Annotated in this window: 25 protein-coding genes and 1 tRNA gene; 14 read left to right on the forward strand and 12 right to left on the reverse strand. The window is 54.2% G+C overall.

The genetic code is table 11. The features are described 5' to 3' along the window. The first annotated feature begins 105 nt into the window (after nt 1-105). Nucleotides 106-1500, forward strand: coding sequence for a Si-specific NAD(P)(+) transhydrogenase (gene sthA / locus GHN86_RS00200; protein WP_153377074.1), 1395 nt, complete (start codon nt 106-108; stop codon nt 1498-1500). A 42-nt stretch (nt 1501-1542) separates the two neighbouring features. Here sthA and GHN86_RS00205 read toward each other — a convergent pair whose 3' ends face one another. Together GHN86_RS00205 and GHN86_RS00210 are read right to left on the reverse strand one after the other, a co-directional pair. Then, the gene (locus GHN86_RS00205; protein ID WP_146383850.1) at nt 1543-2265 is read right to left on the reverse strand and encodes a glycerophosphodiester phosphodiesterase; all 723 of its coding nucleotides are present in this window, start codon (nt 2263-2265) and stop codon (nt 1543-1545) included. Nucleotides 2266-2301: 36 nt separating this feature from the next. Next, nucleotides 2302-2886, reverse strand: coding sequence for a PilZ domain-containing protein (locus GHN86_RS00210; protein ID WP_153377075.1), 585 nt, complete (start codon nt 2884-2886; stop codon nt 2302-2304). A gap of 94 nt (nt 2887-2980) precedes the next feature. Here GHN86_RS00210 and GHN86_RS00215 point away from each other — a divergent pair, with 94 nt between their 5' ends. From GHN86_RS00215 to GHN86_RS00225, 3 genes are all read left to right on the forward strand, one after another. Beyond that, a complete protein-coding gene (locus GHN86_RS00215; RefSeq protein ID WP_153377076.1) occupies nt 2981-4231 on the forward strand; it encodes a lipoprotein-releasing ABC transporter permease subunit in 1251 nt (416 codons plus the stop codon). 7 nt (nt 4232-4238) lie between these two features. Then, on the forward strand, nt 4239-4922 hold the full coding sequence (lolD, locus tag GHN86_RS00220; protein ID WP_194286158.1) for a lipoprotein-releasing ABC transporter ATP-binding protein LolD: 684 nt from the start codon (nt 4239-4241) through the stop codon (nt 4920-4922). Between the two features lie 61 nt (nt 4923-4983). Further along, on the forward strand, nt 4984-6228 hold the full coding sequence (locus GHN86_RS00225) for a lipoprotein-releasing ABC transporter permease subunit (RefSeq protein WP_153377078.1): 1245 nt from the start codon (nt 4984-4986) through the stop codon (nt 6226-6228). 103 nt (nt 6229-6331) lie between these two features. Here GHN86_RS00225 and GHN86_RS00230 read toward each other — a convergent pair whose 3' ends face one another. Together GHN86_RS00230 and GHN86_RS00235 are read right to left on the reverse strand one after the other, a co-directional pair. After that, nucleotides 6332-7696, reverse strand: a complete 1365-nt coding sequence (locus GHN86_RS00230; RefSeq protein WP_194286175.1) for a heavy metal sensor histidine kinase — start codon at nt 7694-7696, stop codon at nt 6332-6334. After that, a complete protein-coding gene (locus GHN86_RS00235; RefSeq protein WP_153377080.1) occupies nt 7696-8376 on the reverse strand; it encodes a heavy metal response regulator transcription factor in 681 nt (226 codons plus the stop codon). Before GHN86_RS00235 ends, GHN86_RS00230 begins: the two co-directional genes overlap by 1 nt. Nucleotides 8377-8523: 147 nt before the next feature. Here GHN86_RS00235 and GHN86_RS00240 point away from each other — a divergent pair, with 147 nt between their 5' ends. After that, nucleotides 8524-9045 carry a cupredoxin domain-containing protein gene (locus GHN86_RS00240; RefSeq protein WP_153377081.1) on the forward strand — a complete coding sequence of 174 codons (522 nt, stop codon included), beginning with the start codon at nt 8524-8526 and terminating at the stop codon, nt 9043-9045. An 82-nt stretch (nt 9046-9127) separates the two neighbouring features. Next, nucleotides 9128-9958 (forward strand): NADPH-dependent 7-cyano-7-deazaguanine reductase QueF, encoded by an 831-nt coding sequence (gene queF / locus GHN86_RS00245; protein ID WP_153377082.1) that lies wholly within the window; start codon nt 9128-9130, stop codon nt 9956-9958. Nucleotides 9959-10085: 127 nt separating this feature from the next. On the opposite strand, the gene GHN86_RS00250 is transcribed toward queF, so the two are convergent. Together GHN86_RS00250 and GHN86_RS00255 are read right to left on the reverse strand one after the other, a co-directional pair. Then, nucleotides 10086-10559 carry a peroxiredoxin gene (locus GHN86_RS00250; protein ID WP_153377083.1) on the reverse strand — a complete coding sequence of 158 codons (474 nt, stop codon included), beginning with the start codon at nt 10557-10559 and terminating at the stop codon, nt 10086-10088. Nucleotides 10560-10571: 12 nt separating this feature from the next. Then, entirely contained in the window at nt 10572-11132 is a 561-nt protein-coding gene (locus tag GHN86_RS00255; RefSeq protein ID WP_016780071.1) for a glycine cleavage system protein R, read from the reverse strand. Between the two features lie 318 nt (nt 11133-11450). On the opposite strand from GHN86_RS00255, the gene dapA reads away from it, so the two are divergent. From dapA to GHN86_RS00280, 5 genes are all read left to right on the forward strand, one after another. Further along, nucleotides 11451-12329 (forward strand): 4-hydroxy-tetrahydrodipicolinate synthase, encoded by an 879-nt coding sequence (gene dapA / locus GHN86_RS00260; protein WP_153377084.1) that lies wholly within the window; start codon nt 11451-11453, stop codon nt 12327-12329. Nucleotides 12330-12346: 17 nt separating this feature from the next. Next, nucleotides 12347-13462, forward strand: a complete 1116-nt coding sequence (bamC, locus tag GHN86_RS00265) for an outer membrane protein assembly factor BamC (RefSeq protein WP_153377085.1) — start codon at nt 12347-12349, stop codon at nt 13460-13462. A gap of 6 nt (nt 13463-13468) precedes the next feature. Continuing rightward, complete coding sequence (locus GHN86_RS00270; RefSeq protein WP_153377086.1) at nt 13469-14227, forward strand: MBL fold metallo-hydrolase; 759 nt, start codon at nt 13469-13471, stop codon at nt 14225-14227. 28 nt (nt 14228-14255) lie between these two features. After that, nucleotides 14256-14969, forward strand: a complete 714-nt coding sequence (gene purC, locus GHN86_RS00275) for a phosphoribosylaminoimidazolesuccinocarboxamide synthase (protein WP_122781968.1) — start codon at nt 14256-14258, stop codon at nt 14967-14969. Between the two features lie 92 nt (nt 14970-15061). Further along, nucleotides 15062-15151, forward strand: a tRNA-Ser gene (locus GHN86_RS00280). Between the two features lie 278 nt (nt 15152-15429). On the opposite strand, the gene GHN86_RS00285 is transcribed toward GHN86_RS00280, so the two are convergent. Beyond that, entirely contained in the window at nt 15430-16086 is a 657-nt protein-coding gene (locus tag GHN86_RS00285; protein ID WP_153385927.1) for a recombinase family protein, read from the reverse strand. 520 nt (nt 16087-16606) lie between these two features. Here GHN86_RS00285 and GHN86_RS00290 point away from each other — a divergent pair. Continuing rightward, complete coding sequence (locus tag GHN86_RS00290) at nt 16607-17125, forward strand: DUF3757 domain-containing protein (protein WP_153385928.1); 519 nt, start codon at nt 16607-16609, stop codon at nt 17123-17125. Nucleotides 17126-17333: 208 nt separating this feature from the next. Here GHN86_RS00290 and GHN86_RS00295 read toward each other — a convergent pair whose 3' ends face one another. The 4 genes from GHN86_RS00295 to GHN86_RS00310 form a co-directional block, all read right to left on the reverse strand. Further along, nucleotides 17334-17816, reverse strand: a complete 483-nt coding sequence (locus GHN86_RS00295) for a hypothetical protein (protein ID WP_153385929.1) — start codon at nt 17814-17816, stop codon at nt 17334-17336. 181 nt (nt 17817-17997) lie between these two features. Continuing rightward, a complete protein-coding gene (locus tag GHN86_RS00300) occupies nt 17998-18165 on the reverse strand; it encodes a hypothetical protein (protein WP_153385930.1) in 168 nt (55 codons plus the stop codon). Between the two features lie 124 nt (nt 18166-18289). After that, entirely contained in the window at nt 18290-18529 is a 240-nt protein-coding gene (locus tag GHN86_RS00305; RefSeq protein WP_153385932.1) for a hypothetical protein, read from the reverse strand. Beyond that, nucleotides 18526-18774 (reverse strand): hypothetical protein, encoded by a 249-nt coding sequence (locus tag GHN86_RS00310; protein WP_153385934.1) that lies wholly within the window; start codon nt 18772-18774, stop codon nt 18526-18528. The genes GHN86_RS00305 and GHN86_RS00310 overlap by 4 nt, the downstream gene beginning before the upstream one ends. Before the next feature lie 410 nt (nt 18775-19184). Between GHN86_RS00310 and GHN86_RS00315 the strand changes: the two genes are divergently transcribed. Further along, on the forward strand, nt 19185-19325 hold the full coding sequence (locus GHN86_RS00315; RefSeq protein ID WP_153385936.1) for a hypothetical protein: 141 nt from the start codon (nt 19185-19187) through the stop codon (nt 19323-19325). Nucleotides 19326-19940: 615 nt separating this feature from the next. On the opposite strand, the gene GHN86_RS00320 is transcribed toward GHN86_RS00315, so the two are convergent. After that, nucleotides 19941-21464: a tyrosine-type recombinase/integrase gene (locus GHN86_RS00320; protein ID WP_153385938.1), complete on the reverse strand. Its 1524-nt coding sequence runs from the start codon at nt 21462-21464 to the stop codon at nt 19941-19943. Nucleotides 21465-22038: 574 nt separating this feature from the next. On the opposite strand from GHN86_RS00320, the gene GHN86_RS00325 reads away from it, so the two are divergent. Further along, the gene (locus GHN86_RS00325; RefSeq protein WP_153385940.1) at nt 22039-22851 is read left to right on the forward strand and encodes an alpha/beta fold hydrolase; all 813 of its coding nucleotides are present in this window, start codon (nt 22039-22041) and stop codon (nt 22849-22851) included. Nucleotides 22852-22941: the final 90 nt, after the last annotated feature.

Here is a 22941-nt window from a genome sequence, read left to right on the forward strand (position 1 = left end):
TTCTATAGACTGTGCCCCACGTTTTGATCCTTCATGGCGCTGGCCGCGACATGATTTAGCCGTAGGTGCCCAAAGCGGTGCCACGGCCTGTTCTGAGGAGTACGCATGGCTGTCTACAACTACGACGTAGTGGTACTGGGCTCTGGCCCGGCAGGAGAAGGTGCGGCAATGAACGCCGCAAAAGCAGGGCGCAAAGTGGCGATGGTCGATAGCCGGCGTCAGGTTGGCGGCAACTGCACGCACTTGGGCACGATCCCGTCCAAAGCCTTGCGTCACTCGGTTCGCCAGATCATGCAATTCAACACCAATCCGATGTTTCGGGCCATTGGTGAGCCGCGTTGGTTCTCGTTTCCGGACGTGCTGAAAAGCGCCGAGAAGGTTATTTCCAAGCAAGTGGCTTCACGCACCGGTTACTACGCACGTAACCGCGTCGACCTGTTCTTCGGCACCGGCAGCTTTACCGATGAGCAAACCATTGAAGTGGTCTGCACCAACGGCGTTGTTGAAACCCTGATGGCCAAGCAGATCATTATCGCCACCGGCTCGCGTCCCTATCGCCCGGCTGATATCGATTTCACTCACTCGCGTATCTACGATAGCGACACCATTCTTAGTCTGGGCCACACCCCGCGTAAGCTGATTGTTTATGGGGCTGGCGTGATCGGCTGCGAATATGCGTCGATCTTCAGTGGTCTGGGGGTGTTGATTGAGCTGGTGGATAACCGCGAGCAACTGCTGAGCTTCCTCGACTCCGAGATCTCGCAAGCGCTGAGCTACCACTTCAGCAACAACAACATCACCGTTCGCCACAACGAAGAGTATGAGCGGGTAGAAGGCGTCGAAAACGGCGTGATCCTGCACCTCAAGTCCGGCAAGAAGATCAAGGCGGACGCCTTGCTCTGGTGTAACGGCCGTACCGGCAACACTGACCTGCTGGGGCTGGAGAATATCGGCATCAAACCCAACGGTCGTGGTCAGATCACTGTTGATGAAAACTACCGCACCACCGTGCCAAACATTTACGCCGCAGGCGATGTGATTGGTTGGCCCAGCCTGGCCAGTGCTGCTCACGACCAAGGCCGTTCCGCCGCTGGCAGTATCGTCGACAACGGCAGCTGGCGCTTCGTCAATGACGTGCCGACCGGGATTTACACCATCCCCGAGATCAGCTCCATCGGCAAGAACGAGCAGGAGTTGACCCAGGCCAAAGTGCCTTATGAAGTGGGCAAGGCGTTCTTCAAAAGCATGGCGCGGGCGCAGATTGCCGGTGAGCCTCAGGGCATGCTTAAAATCCTGTTCCACCGTGAAACCCTTGAAGTGCTGGGCGTCCACTGCTTCGGTTATCAGGCTTCAGAAATCGTGCACATCGGTCAGGCAATCATGAACCAGCCGGGCGAGCTCAATACCCTGAAGTACTTCGTGAACACTACGTTCAACTACCCGACCATGGCTGAAGCTTATCGGGTAGCGGCTTACGATGGCCTTAACCGGCTTTTTTAAGCGGCTCCGGCCGGTGGCCTGAGCCGGCCGGGGAGACCGATTTCAGCCATTCCCAAGGGTGGCAGTGGCCAAACCGGGAAAGTCTGTAATCAGGCTGTCGACGCCGAAATCAGCGAGCCTGCGCATCAGCGCAGGTTCGTTGACTGTCCATACCGACACATGCAAACCCTGACGCTGGGCTTTGGCCAGACGTTCCGGGGTGCAGAGTGTCCAGTTCAATGCCAGCAAGTCACAGCCATAACTTTGTGCGACCTTGATCGGGTCAAGCCAGGCGTATTCGGCCACCAGTCCACGTGACAAGTCCGGTGTCAGTTCCAGTGCGGCTTTTAGCACTTCACGGGAGCTGGAGGTGACGGTGACTTTGTCCATCAGGCCATGACGTTCAGCCATCTCGCGAATTGCCAATACGGTACTGGCTGCACGCGTGCGTGATGCGCTTTTGACTTCAAGCTGCCAATGCTCGAAGTTGCATTTTTCGAACAGTTCTTCAAGTCGCGGAATCGGGCACGGCTGTAACCAGCCCGGGCCGCCTTTGCGTGCGTCATAGGTCATCAGGTCGGCCGCGGTGTGCTCGATCACTTTGCCGCGTCGGTCAGTGGTGCGCTTGAGGGTGGGGTCGTGAATCACCATCAGCTCGCCATCTTTGGACAAGTGCAGATCGAGTTCGCAGCGACGAACGCCATGCTTGAGGCATTGCTCAAAGCTGGCGAGGGTGTTTTCCGGTGCTTCGCCTTTGGCGCCGCGATGGCCATAAATCAGGGTCACAGGTACTCCTTATAAGCGTGCGCGCAGCCCGAGTGATTACTCGGCTGCGGATTCGTGTTGTTCGCGGGCGAGGCGGCGTGCCTGTGCCTGTTTTTGCAAAATGTATCGTGCCAGTAGCTGGCGCTGGGTGTCATTAAGGGCTACGAATTCAGTGTCGATCACATAGCCTTCATCCTCGGCGTGGCACCTAACGACGCGGGCGCGTAACAGCAAACCCAGCGCTTGGGGCATCAGCACCAGCTTCAGAGAGAGAGGGGCATCCACGGGCAACGGCTGTTTATGGAAGAACTCGATGCCGCCCTCTGAAAGCTTTACCGGTTGCAGTTCGCCGATTTTGCCCAGCACGGTTTGTGCCACGATCTGGCTAAGCAAATCGACGCGTTTATTGAGGGTTTTAAGGTAGCTGGAGAGGGTTCGGTCGCGCTCGCTGATCTGGCGCAGCAGGTGCTGGGATTCGAATTCGCTGAGGTGCAGTTCGCTGAGCAAATTGAACAATGGCGACGCATCCTGCAACACTTCGCCACTCGCAGCGTCGGTGTCCGACAGCGGGGTTATTTCCAGTGCGATCAGATCCTCGATACGGTAGTATTCGCGGCGATCTTCTTCATTTAATGTCGACATGGCGAACCCATGATGGCGGCTGTGGTCTGAGTGTAAAGCTGCTTATCAGGCCTCGCCACAAGGACGTCTTCTTTTCCCTCGAACAAGCCCCGACATGTTCAGACCTCTCTTCGTATTTATCGGCACGCGTTATACCCGTGCAAAGCGTCGCAATCATTTTGTGTCGTTCATTTCTCTGACTTCAATGATCGGACTCGCCCTCGGCGTGGTCGTGATGATTGTGGTGTTATCGGTGATGAATGGTTTCGATCATGAAATGCGCACCCGCGTGTTGGGCATGGTGCCCCACGCGACCATCGTCGGCGATCAGCCGATCAGCGACTGGCAAAGCCTGGCCGCCAAGGTTCAGCAAAACCCCAAGGTGGAGGCCGTCGCGCCGTACACCCAGATGCAGGGGTTGCTGACCCATGACGGCAATGTGCAGAAAGTGCTGCTCAATGCCATCGACCCGGCGCAGGAGCGCAAAGTATCGATCATTGATCACTTTATGCTGGAAGGGCAGCTCGATTCGCTGACCCCCGGCAGTTTCGGCATCGTGATTGGCGACAAAGCCGCTAAAAAGCTGGGCGTTGCCATTGGCGACAAACTGACCTTTGTGGCGCCGGAAGTCACCGTGACGCCTGCCGGGATGTTCCCACGCATGAAGCGTTTCACCGTGCAGGGCATTTTCCATGTCGGCGCGGGTGAAATTGACGGCTATCTAGGTGTCACCAACCTGCAGGATCTGGCGCGCTTGCAACGTTGGAAACCTGATCAGGTGCAAGGTCTGCGATTGAAGTTCAACGACCTGTTTGAAGCGCCACGTGCAGCCTGGGACATTGCCCAGCAGTTGGGCGAAAGCCAGTACTACGCCCGTGACTGGACCCGCACCCACGGCAACCTCTATCAAGCCATTCGCATGGAAAAAGCCATGATTGGCTTGCTGTTGCTGCTGATTGTGGCCGTGGCCGCGTTCAACATCATTTCCACGCTGGTGATGGTGGTCAATGACAAGAAGGGCGACATCGCCATCCTGCGCACCCTGGGGGCGACGCCGGGCACGATCATGGCGATCTTCATGGTGCAAGGCACGGTGATCGGGGTCGTCGGCACAGCTATTGGCGCGGTGCTGGGCATGCTTGCGGCGCTCAATGTCAGTGCTGCGATCTCGGCCCTTGAAGGGCTGATCGGTCACAAGTTTCTCAATGCTGATGTGTATTTCATCGACTACCTGCCTTCGCAATTGCAGACGCAGGATGTGTTGATGGTCTGCGGCGCGGCGTTGGTTCTGAGTTTCCTCGCGACCTTGTACCCGGCCTGGCGTGCTGCACGCACCCAGCCTGCGCAGGCGCTTCGTTATGAGTGAGTTGGGCATGAAAGAACAAGCAGTGTTGAGTTGCCGCGACCTGGGCAAGTCCTACGAGGAAGGCCCGGAGTCCGTGGTGGTGTTGTCGGGTTTGCAGCTTGAACTGCATCCCGGTGAGCGCGTGGCGATTGTCGGTACGTCGGGCTCGGGCAAAAGTACCTTGCTCAATCTGCTCGGTGGCCTCGATACGCCCACCAGCGGCAGCGTGTGGCTGGCGGGTGAAGAACTGTCGGCGCTGGGCGAAAAGGCCCGCGGTCTGTTGCGCAATCGCTCGTTGGGTTTTGTGTACCAGTTCCACCATTTGCTGCCCGAGTTCACCGCGCTGGAAAACGTCTGCATGCCCCTGCTGATCGGGAAAACACCGATCCCGGAAGCGCGCGAGCGTGCCACCGCGTTGTTGACCCGTGTGGGGTTGGGCCATCGTCTGGAGCACAAACCGGCCGAGCTGTCGGGTGGCGAGCGCCAGCGTGTGGCCATTGCCCGTGCGCTGGTCAACAAGCCGGGGCTGGTGATGCTCGATGAGCCCACCGGCAACCTCGACTCACACACCGCCCAAGGCATTCAGGATTTGATGCTTGAGCTCAGCACCTCGATGCGCACTGCGTTTCTGGTGGTGACTCACGACATGAACCTGGCCCGGCAGATGGACCGCGTGTTGCACCTGCAAGAAGGTCGCCTGAGCGCGATGTGATCGGCCAAGCCCGGCGCCGTTTTCTGGCGTCGGGTCTTTTATTTTTATACGGTGCCCGCGAATGTTCAGACCGTTATCGATTTTTATCGGCACGCGCTATACCCGCGCCAAGCGCCGCAATCGTTTTGTTTCGTTTATTTCCATGACGTCGATGATTGGCCTCGCCCTGGGCGTGCTGGCGATGATCGTGGTGTTGTCGGTGATGAACGGTTTTCAGCGTGAAATGAGTAACCGCATCCTCGGCATGGTGCCGCATGCCACCGTAGTGGGCGTCAAGCCGATTGACGACTGGCGCCCGGTGGCTGACGCGGCGATGAAAAATCCTGAGGTTACTGCTGCAGTGCCGTTTACCGAAATGGACGGCATGCTTTCTTACAAGGGGTCGATGCAGCCGATTCAGATCAGCGGTATCGATCCGGCGCAGGAAGGCAAGGTGTCGATCGTCACCCAGCACATTGTGCAGGGCAAGCTCGACGACCTTAAACCCGGTGAGTTTGGTGTGGTGCTGGGCGATATTACCGCGCGGCGCTTCCGTCTGGCGGTCGGTGACAAAATCACCTTGATCGTGCCCGAAGCCAGCACCGCGCCGGGCGGGATTACCCCGCGTTTACAGCGGTTGAACGTGGTGGGTATCTTCAAAGTCGGGGCTGAGCTGGACGGCACCATGGGGCTTGTCCATATGGCCGATGCAGCCGCGATTCAGCACTGGGAGCCGAATCAGGTGCAAAGTGTGCGTCTGGCGGTCAAGGATTTGTATGCGGCGCCCCAGGTTTCGCAGCAGATCGTGGCCGGCCTGGGTGCCGATTACAAGGCAGACGACTGGACTCACACCCAAGGCAGCCTGTTCAGTGCCATGAAGATGGAAAAGACCATGATTGGTCTGTTGCTGTTAATGATCGTTGCCGTGGCCGCGTTCAACATCATCGCCACCTTGATCATGGTGGTGAATGACAAAGGCGCGGACATTGCCATCCTGCGCACTATTGGTGCCACACCGCGCCAGATCATGGCGATTTTTATGGTGCAGGGCACGGTGATTGGCATTGTCGGTACGTTGATTGGCGGCGTGCTGGGTGTGATCGCAGCGCTCAATGTCAGCGAGCTGGTGGGTTGGATGGAGCGGGTGTCTGGGCAGCATATTTTCAGCTCGGACGTGTATTTCGTCAGCAACCTGCCTTCTGAACTGCAGGGCGCTGATGTGGCGCTGATCTGCGGTGCCGGCTTTGTGCTGAGCTTTTTGGCGACACTGTATCCGGCGTATCGGGCGGCGAAAATTCAACCGGCGCATGCGTTGCGTTATTCGTGATCGCAGAAAGCCCCTCACCACGCCTCTCCCGGAGGGAGAGGGGACTGATGTGTGGTGTTCTTGAAAATGTATGCGGTCTGTTCCCTCTCCCTCCGGGAGAGGGCTAGGGTGAGGGTTGCTTTTCAGCAAGCTCCATCACAAACCGCGTCACCCCCTCCTGCGACTCACAACGAATCTGTCCGCCATGGGCACGAATGATTGACTGGGTAATCGCCAGCCCCAACCCCGCGTGCTCACTACTGCCTTCGCGCCTTGCTGGATCCGCTCGATAAAACCGGTCAAACAGGCGCGGCAGCAATTCGGCGGGGATTGCAGTGCCGGTGTTTTCAATACTGATACGAATGCCATTGGCCGACGACCCTATCAACACCCTGACTGCGCCTCCAGCGGGCGTAAAGCGCAGCGCATTATCCAGCAGGTTTGAAAGCGCGCGCCGTAACATGCTGCGATCGCCTGCAATATGGCCATCACCTTCGCGGCTCAATTCAATCCGCGAGTCTTCGGCCAGCAATGCATAAAATTCCAGCAAGGCATCCACCTCCCGGCCCAATTCAAGCGGCTCGCGACGCGGTGAAAGCAAGCCATGATCAGCCTTGGCCAGGTACAGCATGTCGTTGACCAGTTGGGCCATCCATTGCAGCTCTTCGAGGTTGCTGTGCAGGGCTTCGCGGTACTCGTCAATGCCTCTGGGGCGGGTCAGGGTCACTTGGGTATGGGTCAGCAGGTTCGAAAGAGGTGTGCGCAATTCATGCGCAATATCAGCGGAGAACGCCGACAGTCGCTGAAAAGAATCATCCAGGCGCTCCAGCATGGCATTGAACGCCACGGCCAGTTCGGCCAGTTCGGCAGGCATGTCCTTTTGCGGTAGACGGGCGTTAAGGGAGTCAGCTGAAACGCTGGCTGCAATCGCGCTCATGCGGCGCAACGGGCGCAAGCCGCTACGGGCTGCCCAAGCACCGAGAAGCGCTGTGGCCAGCGCAGAGAGGCCGACCGTGAGCCATATCAGGTGCTGCATGCGTTGCAGGAAGTGTTGGTGGTGAGTGATGTCCAGCAGCAATGTCAGACGCGGTTCACTAGCAGTGTCAGGAGTTGGGTTAAGTACCCGGTAATCCGTGCCGTTTATTTGCAGGCTTTCCAATCCGGAGTGAATGGGCAGTTCATCCGGCAAATTTTGCGAGCTGTCGAACCACACATGCCCGTCAGGGCTGCGCACCCTCAGCGTCAGGTCAGGCTGCTGGCGAAGGTTTTCCAGCAGGTCAGGCAGGCGCTGCTTGAATCGTTCAAGGGTATCGGCGTCTTTCAAGGTGATGCGCAGGACGGCGAGACGACTCTCCATCAATTGTTGGTCCAGCTCGACGAAGTGCGCCTCGCTGGCGCGGCCGAACAGCACCCCAGCAAACAGCGACACCACGGCGGTGCAGGCGGCAAACAGCAATGCCAGCCGACTGCTCAGGGACAGGCGCGGCATCATCGGCTGCGCTCTTCCAACACGTAACCCATGCCGCGCACGGTATGGATCAGTTTGTGTTCGTGGTTGTCGTCGATCTTCAAGCGCAGACGGCGAATCGCCACTTCGATAACATTGGTGTCGCTGTCGAAGTTCATGTCCCAGACCTGTGACGCAATCAGGGATTTGGGCAGGACTTCGCCTTGACGGCGCAGCAGCAGTTCGAGCAAGGCAAACTCTTTAGCGGTGAGGTCGATACGCTGGCCGTCTCGCTCGACACGGCGGCGGATCAGATCGAGGCGCAGGTCGGCCAGTTGCAGGCTGGTTTCTTGTGCTGTGCTGCTGCCACGGCGCAGCAAGCTGCGCACCCGAGCCAGCAACTCCGAGAATGCAAAGGGCTTGACCAAATAGTCGTCAGCGCCCAGTTCCAGGCCATGTACGCGGTCTTCGACGGCATCGCGGGCGGTCAGAAACAGCACGGGCATGTCCAGCCCGGCACTGCGCACTGCCTGCAGAATTTGCCAGCCATCACGCCCCGGCAACATGACGTCGAGAATCAGCAGGTCGTAATCGCCGGTCAAGGCCAGGTGCTGGCCCGTGATGCCGTCCGCCGCCAGCTCGGTGGTAAATCCGGCTTCGCTCAATCCCTGGCGCAGGTATTGGCCGGTTTTGGCCTGGTCTTCGACAATCAGCAGCTTCATGGGGGGCTCATCCAAAAATATCCTCAGCCTTATACATGGGCCATTGGAATGAAAGATCAATCTGACAAAGTTGTAATCTTGCGGTCAGTTGAATGCCAGTAGCGGACGTTAGAGTTGTATGAAGTATTTTGCGTTCTGGGAGTGGGTATGCGTATTCGTAGCGGTTTGTCTCTGGCGGGGTGTTGGTTGGCGTTAAGTATGCCGGTGATGGCATCGCCCGCACACCAGTTGGACTTTGGTCATCCTGCGCCTGCCGCCAGTGCTACGCGCACGGTAGAGGTGGACATGAGCGACATCGCCTTCAGTCCCAAATCGCTGGACGTCAAGGCCGGGGAGACGGTGCGCTTTGTGCTGGTCAATAAAGGCCAGTTGCTGCACGAATTCAATCTGGGCCATGCTGCCATGCATGTCGAACATCAAAAAGAGATGCTCGACATGCAACAGAGCGGCATGCTCACACCGACCGGAATGAGTCACGCGGGCATGGATCATTCGGCTATGGGCCATGGAGCAATGAAGCACGATGACCTCAACAGTGTGTTGGTGGCGCCGGGCAAAACGGCAGAGCTGATCTGGACGTTTACCAAAACCGATAACCTGGAATTTGCCTGCAATGTGCCGGGTCACTATCAGGCGGGAATGGTTGGGACGGTAAAAATTGCACCTTAAACGTGTCTGATCGTCTGCGGGCGCTGAAAGACTGGCTTAAACCCGATAGAATTGCCGGGTTTTTCTAGCCAGGTTTTTTACCATGCATCCCGCAGCCGAACACTCGCCGCTGGGCAAGTCCAGTGAATACATCAGCACCTACACCCCGTCCTTGCTGTTTCCGATTCCGCGTGCGGCGAAATGGGCCGAGCTGGGCCTGAGCGCCGACACGCTGCCGTATGTCGGGGTGGATTATTGGAATTGCTTCGAGCTTTCCTGGTTATTGCCATCGGGCAAGCCGGTGGTGGCCATTGGCGAGTTCTGCTTTGCTGCGGACTCACCGAATATCGTTGAGTCCAAATCCTTCAAGTTGTACCTCAACTCGCTCAATCAGACGGTTTTTGCCGATAAACACAGCCTTGAGGCGACGTTGATTGCAGACTTGTCAGCCGCATCGGGTAAGCCTGTAGGCGTGCGTGTCCGCAGCCTTGATGACGTGCAGGCCGATGGCGTCGGCATTCTGCCGGGCGTATGCATTGATGAGCTGGATATTACGGTCAGTGATTACGAGCAGCCGCGGCCCGAGTTGTTGAAGTGCGATGAGGCGCGGGCGATTGAAGAGAGCGTGTACAGTCATTTGCTCAAATCAAACTGCCCGGTCACCAGCCAGCCGGATTGGGGCACGGTGGTGGTCGAGTATCGTGGAGCGGCGCTGGATCATGCCAGTTTGCTGGCGTATCTGGTGAGCTTCCGTCAGCACTCGGATTTTCATGAGCAGTGTGTGGAGCGAATTTTCCTGGACCTGCAGCGTTTGCTCAAGCCCGAGAAATTAACCGTATATGCGCGCTATGTGCGCCGTGGCGGGCTGGATATCAACCCGTATCGCAGCACTGAGGCGGTTGAGTTTCAGAATGTTCGGCTGGTGCGTCAGTAAGTCAAGAGCCCCTCACCCTAGCCCTCTCCCAGAGGGAGAGGGGACTAAAAGCAAAAGCAGATTTGCGTAATGCCATCAATCAAGCTCCCTCTCCCTCTGGGAGAGGGTTGGGGTGAGGGTCGGTCAGTCAGCCGTTATTCAGCACCTTGGCCTGTTCCAGCACCGCCTCGACATGCCCCGGCACTTTCACTCCGCGCCATTCGTGACGCAGTACGCCGTCCTTGTCGATCAGGAACGTGCTGCGATCCACGCCCATGTATTCCTTGCCATACAACTTCTTCAGCTTGATCACGTCAAACAGCTGGCACAAGGCTTCGTCCTTGTCGCTCAGCAACTCAAACGGAAAACCCTGTTTGGCCTTGAAGTTCTCGTGGGACTTGAGGCTGTCACGCGATACGCCAAAGACTTCGGTGTTGGCCGCTTGAAACTCGGCATAGTGATCACGAAAACCTTGCCCTTCGGTGGTGCAGCCCGGCGTGCTGTCCTTGGGGTAAAAGTAAATCACCACCTGTTTACCCTTCAGCGCCGACAGCTTGACGGTCTGCTCGCCCGTCGCCGCAATCTCGAAGTCGTTGACGGGTTGGTCAATTGCAACGGTCATGGTCATGCTTCCTTACATCGGGTTTTGTGGGCGCCACGGTTCGATCAGCGCATCCAGGTTCAACGCGTCGGCGAAATCGAGGAATTGATCACGCAACCAGCTGATTTGCACGCCCGCGGGCAGGGTCACGGTAAACGTGGCGTTGAGCATGGTGCCGCCGGTTTGCGGTGCTTGATAGGTGTCGCAGGTCAGGTTTTCAAGCTCAACATTGTGGTCCATGAAGAACTGGCACAACTCGTTGATGATGTCCGAACGGTAGGCCGAGCTGACATAGGCCACATAAGGCAATGCTTGAGGACGGGTTTCGAGTGCGGCGCTGCGCACCACGTTGACGCTGAAAGCATGCTTTTTGGCCAATGCTGGCAAGCCGGCTTCGAGTCGTGCCAGCGCATCCCAGCTGCCGGTGACTTCCAGCACCAGCGCGCTGCATTCGCCATGGCGAGTGAGGCGGGAGGTCACGACGGCACAGCGATTTTCATGGCTGGCGCGGCACAGGACGTTAGTCAGCTCCATTGGGTTGGCGCCAAGGGCACTGATGACAAGGAATTGTTCGCGAACTGTGGGGGTGGACATTCAGCCTTCCTAAAACGATGAGCGGTCAGTACGGTCGATGGTGTGCGCCGATGATTCAGGGTGTTTGAAACGCTCCATACGCCCGCCTGCAGGCCGTTTGCACGGTATGCAAACACGTCCCCAAGGGGCGAGGGCAGGGCGTTGGACGCTTACAGAAAGACCTGTAAAACACACGCACACACACATCAGTACCAATCAAAGGATGAAGGGTAGCGAAAAGCAGCGCCAAGGGGAATGCTCATCGGGCGCGCTGTTGCTTGTGCAAGGGTCAAGGCGCCAGTACCATTACGGCTCTCTTTTTCCGGCAGGAGCGGTTGCATGATTGCGGGCAGTATGGTGGCACTGGTCACACCTATGGATGCACAAGGTCGTCTTGACTGGGACGCTCTGAGCAAACTGGTGGACTTTCACCTGCAAGAGGGCACCAACGCCATTGTTGCCGTTGGCACTACAGGTGAATCGGCAACTCTGGATGTGAACGAACACATCGAAGTGATTCGTTTCGTCGTCAAACAGGTGGCAGGACGTATCCCGGTCATCGCGGGTACGGGTGCCAACTCGACGCGTGAAGCGATCGAACTGACCAAAAATGCAAAAGAAGCCGGCGCCGATGCGTGCCTGCTGGTTACACCGTATTACAACAAGCCAACGCAGGAAGGCTTGTATCAGCATTTCAAGACCATCGCTGAAGCGGTCGACATCCCGCAAATTCTTTACAACGTGCCGGGCCGTACGGCCTGCGACATGCTGCCCGCCACCGTTATTCGCCTGTCCACCGTGCCGAACATCATTGGCATCAAGGAAGCCACAGGTGATTTGACGCGTGTGCCGGCTATTCTGGCCGGTGTGAGCGAAGACTTTCTGGTGTACTCCGGTGATGACGCTACCGCAGTCGAGCTGATCCTGCTCGGCGGCAAGGGCAATATTTCGGTGACCGCCAACGTGGCCCCGCGTGCCATGAGCGATCTGTGTGCCGCCGCGATGAAGGGTGATGCTGTCACGGCTCGCGCGATTCACGAAAAGCTGATGCCGCTCAATAAAACCCTGTTTATCGAATCCAACCCTATCCCCGTGAAATGGGCGCTGCACGAGATGGGCCTGATGCCGGACGGTATCCGTCTGCCGCTCACCTGGCTCAGCGAACCCTGCCACGAACCGCTGCGTCAGGCTCTGCGCCAGTCCGGTGTTTTGGTTTAATTGAGGAAGCACTACGCATGAAGCGATTGGCCGGACTTTCCGCACTAGCCGTGATTATTTCAAGCACCAGCGGCTGCGGTTGGCTGTGGGGTCCAGAAGGTTACTTCCGTGACCGTGGCAGCGATTACCTTGAAGCGCAACAAACCGCGCCGATGAAATTGCCGCCGGGTGTTCAGACAGACAAACGCCTGGTGCCGCTGTTGCCGATCCCGAGCAACGTGCCCGATGACAACATCAAGGGCGAGTTCCAGGTACCGCGTCCGCAGCCATTGGGCGCCATTGCCAGTGCCAGTGACTACACCCTGCAAAAAAGCGGTGACAACCGTTGGGTGATGGCGCAACACGTGCCGTCAGAAGTCTGGCCGGTGGCCATGCAGTTCTTCCAGGACAACGGTTTCCGTATCGACGAGCAGCGTCCGCAGACCGGTGAGTTCACCACGAGCTGGCAACGTGCCGACGAGCTGTCGCAGCCAATGGCTCGGCACATCGCCAGCAGCGGTCTGTCGGCAGACAGCGAAACCCGCGTGCGGGTTCGTATCGAGCCGGGCGTTCAGCGCAACACCAGCGAAATCTACATCGTCAGCGCCAATCGCCCAGCGGGTAGCACGGCCAATGTTGATTTTGGTCAGCGGTCGGTGAATACCGGTCTGGATGCGGCCCTGGTCGACGAAATGCTGATCAGCATGAGCCGTAACGCCGAGAAGGGCGGTTCGGTTTCGCTGGTAGCTGCACGTGATTTCGACACCCCGGCTCGCGTCAGCCTGAGCGAAGACGGTAACGGCAACCTGGTATTGAGCCTGAACGAAGACCTCGATCGCGCTTGGTCAAGTGTGGGCCGTGCGTTGGAACAGGGCGAGTGGCGTGTAGAAGACATCAACCGCACCTTGGGCCTCTACTACATCAACCTGGCCGAAAAAGCCGAGAAGAAGGATGACAAGCCTGGCTTTATCTCCGGCCTCTTCGGCAGCAAACCGGACAAGGAAGAAGTGGAAGCTCGCGCCCAGCGTTATCAGGTTCGTCTGAGCAAGGTGGGCGATACCGTGCAGGTCACTGTCGAGGAAAACATCAACACCGTTGCTTCGCCAGAAGTGGCCCGCAAAGTGTTAAGCGTTATCCAAGACAACCTGGGCTGATCCTCTATGCGTTTTGCCGTTCTCGGCAGTGGTAGCCAAGGGAATGGCACGCTGATAGCCAGCGATAGCACGTATGTACTGGTCGATTGCGGTTTCTCTTTACGAGAAACCGAGCGCCGTCTGGTTCGGTTGGGCGTCAGCCCGCACCAACTCAGCGCGATTCTGGTGACCCACGAACATGCCGATCATGTGCATGGCGTGGGTTTACTGTCTCGGCGTTACAATTTGCCGGTGTACATGAGCCGTGGCACACAGCGCGGGATGCGCAAACCGATTGAGCCAGCCGCCTACGTGGCGGGTGGCGAAACCTTGCAGATTGGCGCGCTGGAAATCAGCGTCACACGGGTTGCCCATGATGCTCAGGAGCCTACGCAATATGTGTTCAGTGATGGTCAGCGGCGTTTTGGCTTGTTGACCGATCTGGGTTCGTACTGCGCTGGCGTACTGGCCAGTTACAGCAATCTGGACGCGTTGATGATCGAATCCAACCACTGTCGCGATCTGCTTGCCCGTGGCCATTACCCCGCTTTTCTCAAACAGCGGGTCGGTGGTCAGGAAGGACATTTGAACAACCACCAGGCTGCAAATCTGGTGGCCGAGTTGGGCTGGCAAGACCTGCAACATCTGGTGTTGGCCCACCTGAGCAGCAAAAACAACCTGCCGCAGCTGGCCCGGCAATGTTTCGTTGACACCCTTGGGTGCGACCCGGACTGGCTGCAACTGGCCGATCAAGATTCAGGGCTCGACTGGCGCACAATCGCCTAGCCCACCTACTTAGCATGCGGAGCCCATCATGGAAAAACGTGAAGAACTCTATCGCGGTAAAGCGAAATCGGTATACACCACCGACGACGCAAACCGCTTGATCCTGTTGTTTCGTAACGACACTTCGGCGTTCGACGGCAAGCGCATCGAACAGCTCGACCGCAAAGGTATGGTGAACAACAAGTTCAACGCCTTCATCATGCAGAAACTCGAAGAAGCCGGCGTGCCGACTCAATTCGACAAACTGCTGGGCGACAACGAATGCCTGGTTAAAAAACTCGACATGATCCCTGTCGAGTGCGTAGTGCGTAACTACGCGGCCGGTAGCCTGGTCAAGCGCCTGGGTGTGGAAGAGGGCATGAAGCTCAACCCTTACACCTTTGAGTTGTTCCTGAAAGACGACGCCAAGGGCGACCCGTTCATCAACGAATCCCATGTTGTGGCTTTTGGTTGGGGCACGGCTGAGCAACTGGTTCGTATGAAAGAGCTGTCCCTGAAGGTCAACGACGTATTGAACAAACTGTTCGACGACGCGGGCCTGTTGCTGGTGGACTTCAAGCTGGAGTTCGGCGTATTCCACGATGGCAGCATCGTGTTGGGCGACGAATTCAGCCCGGACGGTTGCCGTCTGTGGGACAAAGCCACTGGCAAGAAAATGGACAAAGACCGTTTCCGTCAGGGTTTGGGCGACGTTATCGAAGCCTACGAAGAAGTTGCCCAACGCCTGGGCGTCCCGCTTTAAGCAGCAAAGGCGCGCAAGCAACTGATAGCACGCGGTTTTTTTGAAATAAGGCTTTGCCAGATTCGAAAACCGCTGTTATTATTCGCGCCGTTGGAGAGATGCCAGAGTGGCCGAATGGGACGGATTCGAAATCCGTTGTACTGGCGACAGTACCTAGGGTTCGAATCCCTATCTCTCCGCCATTATTTGAAAAGCCCCGCAGATTAACGTCTGCGGGGCTTTTTTGTTTCCGGCATTTGACCACTCAGTTTGACCACTCTAACCATCCATTTTTTCCAGCTAGACACTTCCAATCAACCTTGCCAATCAGGTGACGGTAAATCCGATTCGACAGGTAACATGCTCAACGTCTGCGGAGGATTAGAGGTATTGGGGTGTTGCATGATACACAAATCCCTATACAAGCCTCTGAGGGGCTGCTAGAGCAGCGTTATGTATCAGCCCTAGGCTCACCCCTTGCTTATATGCTTTCGCTGCTGTAATGGCGGTGCAGAGCTTTAGCCTCTTCTCTTTTGATCCTGTACACAGTGGCGACACCACAGTCTGCAAGCTTGGCAATGTTGTCAGCAGACATACTGGGATGGGAGGCTATCAAGGTTCTCACATTTGCCCATAGTTCTTCGTTCTTGCCCTTGCCTGAGGGTTTCCAGTCAGGGTCAGCGGCTTTCTTGTTAGCCAGACCTTGGTTGATACGCTCTACACGCTTCTCTTGGTCTAGGCGGGCCATTGTTGCCATTAGGTCAATAAGCATATTGTTGATTACGTCCATAATCTGACCTGTCATGCCTGTTGTCTCTACCAGCATGTGAGAGGTGGGAAGGTCAGCAACAACCAGACGCAACCCCTTGGCCTTGATCGTAGACTTAAGCGTGTCCCAGTCGGTTGTGGAGAGGCGACTCAGGCGGTCAACTGACTCAACCAATAACACGTCACCTTCTTTGGCAGAATCGAGCAATGCGATCAGCTCAGGGCGGTTGAGCTTGGTTCCTGAGATGTTCTCCGCATACACACCAGCAATGGTCAGCCCCTTCTCAGTAGCGAATGACTCCAAGGCTACCTTGGCACGATTGGCGTCCTGATCTTTGGTGGAGGCTCTGAGGTACAAATGGGCATTCATTGCTGGTTTCCTTTTTAGCTATTGATTTGATAGATCTATGATAATTCATCCATATAGCTATCTGCAATAGATATTTGATAGTAATAATGGACTATCTATTGCACTACCATTTAGGTCTAGTGCTTTGATAGCGATTACGGGCTGTTGCGCATGGTGCAGGAATTAAATGGGGATGGACTACCGGGCAGGACGCTCATTTGCTGGCGCTGGAATTCAGGGAGGGCTATTGGCTGATTGCCAATGTTGTAACTGGCGTATATGGGGAAGGGTGCTGTAGTGGGGATGGTGGGGGAACAAGAGCGAAGCGATTGTTCTTTTCGTTCTTATTAAAAGATTGATCTTATTATTGTACCTCTGAGGTACACAGTCGTGAGGGACTCTGAGGTACACAGTCAGAAATCGTCCAGTGCTGTGACCAGCAATTACGGGCTGTTGCGCATGGCGCAGGATTTAAATGGGGATTGTGTTGGGCTAGCGCGCTAGCGAGGTGGTAGCATTGTGCCTTTATTTGGAGGCGCGCATGTGGGACTGTGGATTGAAGGGCCTGAAAGTCAGCATTAAATGCCTGATGGTTACAGGGGTGGTGATTCTAGCTCCCAAAATGGTGCTTGCGGATCAGATAGATTCTTGCCCGCCAGCTTCGTCCATCATTATGGACCAAGACTTTCACCATGCCCCTGCAAGTCGGGAGGCAGCTCGCTGGGAAAGCCAGGATCCGGGAAGCAGATCTTTGTTATTGCAATTTGCTGGAGGTGTATTCAGACCTCTCAAAGAATCAAGCGCGCAGAGAGAGTTAGTAGGATATTTGGAGGGCTGCACATACAAGAGTGTTTATGATGGCAAAGGCACCGATGATGTCATCTTGATGTATAAAGTGGCACAAGACAGCCCAATAAAGGTCATGCTAAAGGATTCAATTTATTGGCATAACGCCCATAATGCGCTCGGCAGGCAGAGACTCATATGTACAAATATGGGGTTTCAAGCTTGTGCTTTTACCGTGCTGGGTGCAGAGGATAACAAGCTCACGAATTTCTAGAGACAGCCCTGACAATCTCAGCGTATGACTGAAAGAGTGTAACAACCCCTACCTCTGGATTTAGCGTTGGGCTTGCGTAACATCGCCACCACGACACCCAATGTTTATCGAGGTTTGACCACGCTCTGCGTTGAAATCTGAGAAGTTATCAAAGGGATAGCGCGTGCTTTTCAACCTGCTGCCGCACCTGTTACTGAGTTACATTGCATCAGTCTGGAATCACCAAAGGTGCATAACAACCCTCAACTTCAGCCTTCACTTTAGCCAATAACTTAGCTTGAGCATCTGCTTCAGCTTTATCTTTCTTTAATTGTTCTTTCTGGAGCAGTTGCTTTGTTAGTTGGTCTTTGTAAGAGTCATGCTCGGCTTGCAACTCCTGCACATATTTATCTTTAACTTCTAAATCGACTTTAGCTAAGTCGTCTTCTTGGAGGCGCTCAGGCTTCCTCATTAGAATACTATAATTCATTGGCTCGTTAGAACCCGGATAATCTGTTAGTGTATAGCCTAATGCACCATGATCAATTATACGCTGATAGAATTCTTTAGGGTGACTCCCTCTAACCGTGATGCATGACTTGGATGTTTGCTGATATGCATTTCGATATTGGCCTTGCCTCTTACTTAATTCAGCTTGGTCAAACTTTGACGGACTGCCTTTGATCACGATCTTATCTGTTTTAGTTGTCATATAATGATTCTCTCTTGATTTATTGGTTGTATGGTTGCTTGTAACAGTGCTTGCAAGCTCCTGGGGGGCTCTGCGGGAGCTTCTGCATTGAAATTGATATGCTGGGGTGGGTTAGGCTGTATCGCAGCTCTGAGAGCCTTGTAGATGGATACTGCTTTGTTGAGCGGATTTGTCAGATAACTTAATTGTCATTACATTGCTCCCTCTCTTTTAGTTTGGTTATAGCTAGATCAACGATTAATTTGCAGTATTCAAACTCTGTCATTCTGGCCTTTGTGTGCTTAGTAGCGGCAACAGCGGGTTGTTTATTGTGCTCACGAGCGTATGCCATCCTTTCTTTGAAAGTCATTATTTGTACTCCATTTTTGGTTGTTGGAAATGTAGGCCGAGCATTGCGCGAAATGCCATATTGGAAGGCTCTAAACCGGGCCTCTCAGAGCGATGGAAATGGCGCCTTGTAGGGTAGCCTCACTTCACTGTTTTTTGTCCGTTTCGACCAATGAATCAAGGAATGCGTGTGAGATTGTCGCAAGCTCGCCCACATCTACCAACAAGCCTTTCTTACGGGCCTTGCTCAATAATCTATAGTACTTATTGAGGGTCATTTCACCGACCTTAATGAATAAAGTCTTGGCTGTATCTGTTGGTTGAGCTGGTGCTGTTACCACTCCCGTTATTAGATTTGATTGTTTATCAACAACAACAAAATTCATTGCGCGCAACCAGACGCACTTGCCACTTTATTGATAATGAATTGATTGATCAGCAATCCCGACATATCAGCTTCATATTTAATCTTTAGGAATTCGCACTTAGGTACAGTCAGTTTGATTGATACCGCTCGATCTTGCTCTATTCTCCATTTAGCTGCTCTATGCGCCGGTGAACAGAATCGAGCATCGCGGCGTTTGTGTGTAAGTGATGCGCCACAGTACAGGCACAGTTTTTCGTTGCTCATAGCAATTCACCTCCTTGGAAGGTTAATGGTTTGGGGGATATGTACGTGTTTTATTTAAGACAAAATTAAAGCACCAGCAGCCGGGGAGCATGTGGTGCATTAAGTTTGGAGTGTCTTGAAAAAGAAGGTTGTTGTTCAGCAGCGAGAGTGTGAGCAACAACATGACCGCATGAGAATTGGGTCATAACTAATTCAGACCGCTCAGCACCAACTAGAAGGTCAGGAATGCGAGGGTCTAAAAAGAGTTCTTCTTTATATGTACCATTGTATATTAATTGATGGTAATTGTCAATAGGTCGAGCATATTTAATAGAACTAATCAATGATAAATCCGCCATCTTTTACTTGGGGCGTAGGATTCGTCTCATTGAAGGGGATGACCGTTAAAGAGTCATACTTAGGAGTAAAGTATGACCGTTAAAGAGTCATATATATGGGACAAAAAGCGTCATTATAGAGATAGATTGATTAATCTAGACAAAATCAATGAGATAGAACAGCAAGAGCAAGAGCAAGATCAAGATCAAGATCAGGAGCTGCCGGACACATGAATCAGGATGATTGAACACTGTATGTATGCTGTGCCGAGTGCACAGGAGAAGGTATGCTCTTGATCTTACGATCACAGCCCCACCACAAGGCTTTACGCCTTGCCACTCCACCAATCAATCTGCCATGCAGGCAGAAAGGCTTGTAAGCTTTTGATCTTGATTGTTAGTGTGTGTGGCATACCATGTGGTAACCACATGAATAGAGATCAAGATCTAAAGCAAGGCTTTGTCTGTGGTGACAAATGATTGGGTACAGCGTAAGGCGAAAGCCTTGTGGTGGGGCTGTGACCGTAAGGTCAAGGGCATAGTCTTACATGCTTTAGCATGTAATATACACCTATACGCATTCCATGATTAACGTCACACATTAGGCCAGGAATGCGAATTGCAAGCAATAAAAAAGCCCTCGGTTAAGAGGGCTTGATTGTCATATACAGATTGTGTTTATTGCTAACGCAATAGCGAAGCATATAAGAACCATTGGGAGCATAGGTAAGGGCGGATAAGAGCATTATACACATGTTTTTGCGGTTCTGTCAATAGTCTTAGATGGTTTTATAGAAATAAGTCATAATAAAATCAGGCCCGATGGTGATTGTTTTTGCTTGGGCGCTTTCACTGAAAGCTGTAAGAAAGCAGATTTATAGCATCTTGTTTCTGCTTGGGGCTGGCGCCTTCATCGTAAACATCGAATGTCACCAAGCCAGTTTCATGGCCCACGATGTTGGCAACGGTGGGGCCGGGTACTCCGGCACGAAGGAGGAGGGTGATTACCATTGCCCGAACGCTGTGGAATACATGACGACTGCCAAAGCCTTGTGCTGTTTTCAGCCTACTAAATGCCTTGCTGTGTGGGTCAGACCTAATCCCGTACTTGTTACCTGACGAGCTTGGAAGCAGAAAGCCGTCAGTGCTCTTGTCTATGAGTCGATCAACAACTTCTGCCAGTGACGGGTGGATGGGGATCTCTCGGATGCCAGCTACCGTCTTACTGTCAGTGATCTTGAAGGTTCTGATGCCTTCCACAGTGACTATCGAATCCTTGCGAAGCTGGGCAATTTCCTCAATGCGGCAGCCTGTGTAAGAGCCAAGCATTATTAGGTCGCACAGTGTGCCGTTCCCGCTCAATTTGGCGGCGGCGTAAAGGCTTTCAATCTCTTCTGCTGTGAATGCCTTTCGAGCTGACTCAGCTTTATCTTTAGCACGTACCTTCGGGAGTTCTTGCCCTGTGAAGGGGCTGTCTTTCTCTGAGTAGTCGCTCCGCCAGTGGGAATCGTGTTTGATTGCCCACTTCCAGAACGTGGAGCCTGCCAACAAGTATTGAGCCTTCGTCTTGCTGGATAGACTCATTGTGTCGAGCCAAGCAGCCACAGTTGCACGTGTCAGAGGTGAGCCTTGATCCCGTAGGTAATCAGACAGTTTTTTGAGCTTGCTTTCCTGTTGGTCGATGGTCTTGTCTGCCACCTCTGACTTCACTCTGTACGAGCGAAAGGCTTTTAGGCGAGGGGCAGTGATTGGCGACACTGGTTTGTATGAGGTTGGTGTATACATGATTTCAGTTGCTTCGATAGCCTCGGTCGGTGTGAGGCTAAAGAGTCGCTTTGTAACCTGTGACATTACGTCCCTTGTGATTTCCGCAGTTGCTTGGACTTCATCGAGCAGCGTCAGAGGTTTTTGGGACAGGAGGGTGCTCAAGCGCTCTACTAGGCCTTCAGCACCTGCGTCCTCTAAAGACTGGGCGTCCCTAATGATTTCGGCTCTGTCTCTTTCGAATTGTTCAAGACGAACTGCGGTCTCCTCTGGTGTCTCCTCGGGTGCTTTCACTTTACCCTTGGGTTGGCTCTTAACAGCCTCCAGAAGCCTGTCATCAATCTGACTATCAATCTCCAGACTTGCCTTTGCCAAGTTCGCTCGCCATTGTTCACGAGCTTCCATTCCCTGTTCTCGTGCTGCGCGAATGTCAGCTTTCCACTGAGCGAGGATAGGAAGTCGCTTGTCCATAGCCTCGGCCTTGTTGCTGGTGCCAGTAGTCTTGATCAGCTTTGCCTTTCCATCAAATGCCTTACGAACATCGGCAGGCACCGCCATGCGGACATACCAAGTGCTTTGTCCTGACTTTTGTACAAGGTGGGTGGCCATGCTGTAAATCTCTGATTTGACCACTCAGTTTGACCACTCTTGGCCTTAAAGGTCAATGTATTCAGTGTTTGTTGGCCCATATGGCTGTTTTCTGAGAGTCCCTATCTCTCCGCCATTATTTGAAAAGCCCCGCAGATTAACGTCTGCGGGGCTTTTTTGTTTCCGGGATTTGACCACTCCCATTCCATCTTCGACAAATATTCAGGTGTAAAAGTGGAACTGTCCGGCCAAGTACCGTCCTTGCAAATAATTGGATTCCTTCATAGGCAAGGGTGAGATTATCGCCCCTATCTGTCTTACAACAATAATTATGAGGAGTTTCAGGTTCGCGGTTATCTCAACCAAGGCAGGCGAGTTTTCAGGCCTGTAGGTGGCTACTGCGTTTCATCTCGATACGGCCCCGCGCTCACTCGAAAAATTCGTCTACATATCCCCCTCTTCTGGCCAGGGCGTTAAGCGACCTGTTCAAATGCAACGCTCTTAAGTACTGACACACATTACAACGATCAAAAATTGACTGGCGATCTATCACGACACAGTCTATCGGCTCCATTTTTTGCACAGAAGACAGGCTATGCCTTTCGTAATAGTTGATGGACAACCCCTTCACTACATAGATCAAGGTTCCGGTCCGACCGTACTGCTGGCCGGCAGCTATCTGTGGGACCAGGCCATGTGGGCACCGCAGATTAGCGCGCTCTCGCAACAGTATCGAGTGCTTGCCTTGGACCTCTGGGGCCATGGCCAATCCGGAAAACTTCCCGACAGCACCACGTCGTTGGATGATGTGGCGCGTCAGGCTCTAACACTGCTTGATCATCTGGGTATCGATCAGGTGACTCTGGTCGGGTTGTCGGTAGGTGGCATGTGGGGCGTGCGTTTGGCACTGTTGGCACCGCAGAGGCTCAACGGCCTGGTGCTGATGGATACCTACGTCGGCGTTGAACCCGAGCCGACTCGCCAATACTATTTCTCATTGTTAAAACAGATCGAAGACTCCGGTGAGGTCGCAGCGCATCTGCTGGACATCGTGGTGCCGATTTTCTTCCGTCCGGGCATCGATCCGCAGTCGGCGCTGTATCAGGATTTTCGCGCGTCATTGGCGGCGTTACCTGCTGGACGTCTGCGTGAAAGCATCGTCCCGATGGGACGAATGACATTCGGACGGGATGACCAGTTGGCACGCCTGGGCGAATTGAATTCTGAAACCACGCTGGTGATGTGTGGCGATCAGGACAAGCCACGGCCGCCGTCGGAAGCTCAGGAAATGGCCAAGTTGATCGGATGCCCTTGTGTGATAGTGCCGGAGGCGGGGCATATCTCCAATCTGGAGAATCCGGGGTTTGTGACGCAGACGTTACTGAAGTTTTTGGCAGAGAGAAATTAGTCTGTCTAGCAGGCGCATAGGCTGGAAATATCTATAGCCTTGGGGAAGTGGCCCCATCCTTCCTAAACATAAAAAAACCCCTGAAAGGAT

Origin of the sequence: Pseudomonas helleri (genome assembly GCF_009600315.1) — a bacterium.
Taxonomy (GTDB): Bacteria; Pseudomonadota; Gammaproteobacteria; order Pseudomonadales; family Pseudomonadaceae; genus Aquipseudomonas; species Aquipseudomonas helleri_A.